Source organism: Cryobacterium sp. M91 (assembly GCF_002929615.1).
GTDB classification, from domain to species: Bacteria; Actinomycetota; Actinomycetes; order Actinomycetales; family Microbacteriaceae; genus Cryobacterium; species Cryobacterium levicorallinum.
In genome coordinates, this window is the sequence record NZ_PJJT01000025.1 from 1 (window position 1) to 2,900 (window position 2,900).

4 protein-coding genes are annotated in these 2,900 nt (G+C 60.1%); 1 reads left to right on the forward strand and 3 read right to left on the reverse strand.

What is annotated here, in order from left to right:
• Positions 1-516: IS3 family transposase (locus tag CXY80_RS00235; RefSeq protein WP_146070593.1), on the forward strand; the 516-nt coding region annotated here is incomplete at its 5' end.
• A gap of 18 nt (positions 517-534) precedes the next feature.
• Here CXY80_RS00235 and CXY80_RS00240 read toward each other — a convergent pair.
• From CXY80_RS00240 to CXY80_RS00250, 3 genes are all read right to left on the reverse strand, one after another.
• A complete protein-coding gene (locus tag CXY80_RS00240) occupies positions 535-1,149 on the reverse strand; it encodes a zeta toxin family protein (protein ID WP_104131135.1) in 615 nt (204 codons plus the stop codon).
• Complete coding sequence (locus CXY80_RS00245) at positions 1,146-1,607, reverse strand: hypothetical protein (protein ID WP_104131136.1); 462 nt, start codon at positions 1,605-1,607, stop codon at positions 1,146-1,148. Before CXY80_RS00245 ends, CXY80_RS00240 begins: the two co-directional genes overlap by 4 nt.
• A gap of 214 nt (positions 1,608-1,821) precedes the next feature.
• Positions 1,822-2,577, reverse strand: a complete 756-nt coding sequence (locus CXY80_RS00250; RefSeq protein WP_104131137.1) for a ZIP family metal transporter — start codon at positions 2,575-2,577, stop codon at positions 1,822-1,824.
• Positions 2,578-2,900: the final 323 nt, after the last annotated feature.

The window sequence follows — 2,900 nt, forward strand, 5'->3', positions numbered from 1 at the left end:
CGGAAGTTCACCGCGACGCGCAAGAGCCAGCTCTGGCTGACCGACATCACCGAGCACCGCACCGACGAGGGCAAGATCTACCTTTGCGCCTTCAAGTACGTCTACTCGAACAAGATCGTCGGCTACTCCATCGACTCCCGAATGAAAGCGTCGCTGGCCGTCGCCGTCGCCCGGAACGCGATCGGGCAGCGGACCATCGAGGGGACGATCCTGCACTCCGACCGCGGGTCGCAATTCCGGTCTAACGCCTTCGTCCGGGTGCTAAAGAACAACGGCATCACTGGATCGATGGGCCGCGTCGGCGCGTGTGGCGACAACGCCGCGATGGAGTCGTTCTTCGCGTTGCTGCAGAAGAACGTCCTCGACCGGCAACGCTGGGCTACCCGGGACGAGCTCCGCCTGGCGATGGTGGTGTGGATTGAACGGACCTACCACCGCCGGCGACGACAACGCCGCCTCGGCAAACTCACCCCGATCGAGTTTGAGACAATAAACATGGCCCTCAACGCCGCCTAAAACCACTAACCCCCAGAGTCAACTGAACTCGGGGCAGTCCCCTTCGTACCCGGCCCGCTCGAGCATCCGCCCCATCTTCACAGCCGATTCAGGGTTCGACAGGACCGTGTCAAGAACTATCCGATCGCCTGATCGAATCGCATCCGCGCGAGCCCCTTTCGACAGCTGCGAAGATTCATCGTGCACCAAAGAAGCGAGCTCTCGAGGATAGAACCGCTCTCCCCCGTCATGGAGCACCCGCACATCATCCGGAACGACCCAGCCCTCGTAGCTTCCATCCGCGATCGCCTCGCGCAGCAAAACATCCTTGAAATGATCCGCATCAATCACCCGCCACTGATCAGCGCTGCCTCCGGCCGCCGCGATCACCTGGCCAAGCACTGTCGACTTACCCGCGCCCGGAGGACCCGCCAACACAATCGCCTTGCGATCAGTCAAAACATTCGGCTGTTCCTCACGAAACTCCGCCCGCACGCGCGCATGAAACTGCTGTCGTTCAAAAGTCAGGTCACCGTCGATGAACCACGCCGGATTGTTGATCGTGGCATTCGGTGCGTCGGCACGCAAAGAACCACCTGAGCGGGAAAACTCGCTCAGGTGGCTCTCATGGCGCTCAATCAAATCGGGCGTCATTGCTTCCCAGCATGGCGGCGCAACTGCGCGGCCTCGTAAATCTCACCGTCGATCAGGCCCTGCTGCAGCGCCTCCTCGACGTCATACCACGTGCCCTCACCAGGCTCCCAAACGTCGTTGAACTCGTCCGCCTTGGGCTTCGGCAAATACGGCCACCGCGCCAACTCATCAATCACCTGGGCGCGATCGATGAAACCCCCGGAATAGCGCTGAGCAATTTCAAACGGAGTAGCCCCATGGAACGTCGGACGCAGATCAGCGATGCCCCTGGCTCGCGCAAGAATCTTATTAACCGCCGGCTGCGACAAGGCCAAGATACGCGCAATCTCACGCTGGCTCGCATTCTCCGCAGCCGCACGCGCAGCACGCAAATAATCCAAATCAACGGTGTCACGCCGCGCCTTGACCCGCACCAATTCCGCTAGCGCGGCTGGCTTCTCCATAGTGCTCATCTTCATACCTCCGATAACTAAAGTTATCACTTTGAGAGGAGGAAGTCTAGAGCCGTCTCTCAACCCATGGGTTGGACGACACATAGGTTATGAGACAGATTGCGCTTCGGAAGCCCTTCCGAAATATGACTTATTGCTATCGGTTTGCGGCGGGACGTGACCGTTTGGAGCGGCCACCGCGCTGTCGCGGCTTGTGATCACAGTGACGCGGCTCGCGCGCCTAAGAGCCTGCCTGACTGATAGTGAAAGCGGTCAAAAATCCCACAGCGACGAAAAGCCCCGTAAGCATGTGATGTTCTTCGAAGGCTTCGGGGATCATGGTGTCGGCAAGCATCGCCAGGATGGCCCCCGCGGCCGTCGCGGTGATGAACGCGACAAGTCCGACCGAGGCGCTTTGCAAACTGACATACCCAATAAGAGAGGCGATCCCGGAGACCAGGGCAATCCCCCCCCAGACGCCAAACACGTAACCGGCGCTCCGGCCGGCCTTCTTCATTCCCGCCGTACTGGAAAGACCTTCCGGCACGTTAGAAATAAAGATTGCTGCCAGGATTGCCGGGCTGACCGCACCCCCCGCAACGAGTCCCAGCCCGAGGACGACGGATTCGGGGATACCGTCGAGGAGGGCGCCAACTGCGATTGCGGTCCCGCTGCCCGGACTCTCCTTTTCAGAGGGCTGTTTCTCTCCGGAGCGTTTCCGGTGTTTGGCTCCCCGCCGTGCGAGAAGTGCGTTCGCTGCGACGAAGACCACCGCACCCGCCAGGAAACCGGCCGCGGTCGGCCACAGGCCCCCGGCGCGGGCAGCTTCGTCAACCAAATCGAAGGCTAGCGCCGAAACCAGCACACCCGCACCAAAAGACATGATCAGGGAAACGAATTTAGCGGGGATGCTCCACCACCACGCCAACGCAGAACCAAGAACCAGTGCCGCGCCGGCAAGCGTTCCCCAAAACAGAGCCTGCAGCCAAACCGGCATGGTCTTAACCCTTCCCAGAATCCGGTCGCGGTTTCTGTGTTCCTGGTTCAATACTGGGCTGCATTCGTTGACGACAAAAAACTTCGCACCGTACGGGTGGTGCCAAACAGGAAACTTGTACCGACGGCAATTGAATCTAGACCAAATTCAACCGCCCACCTTCCGCGACCCAGCTGCGATTGTAGCCGCTCAGGACATCAGGGAAGGCACGGACCGGTGCGGCGCCACCGGCGATGTTAACGCCGGGCCAAAACAGGGCCAATAGTGCCGTTTGAAAACAGGACCACTATCTGTGTTTTCTACTATGTCGTATCAGCGGCGGG

Bases quoted from the DNA above. Each gene is read 5' to 3' on its own strand.
- CXY80_RS00240 (WP_104131135.1), bottom strand. From the start codon at position 1,149: ATGACGCCCGATTTGATTGAGCGCCATGAGAGCCACCTGAGCGAGTTT.
- CXY80_RS00245 (WP_104131136.1), bottom strand. From the start codon at position 1,607: ATGAAGATGAGCACTATGGAGAAGCCAGCCGCGCTAGCGGAATTGGTG.
- CXY80_RS00250 (WP_104131137.1), bottom strand. From the start codon at position 2,577: ATGCCGGTTTGGCTGCAGGCTCTGTTTTGGGGAACGCTTGCCGGCGCG.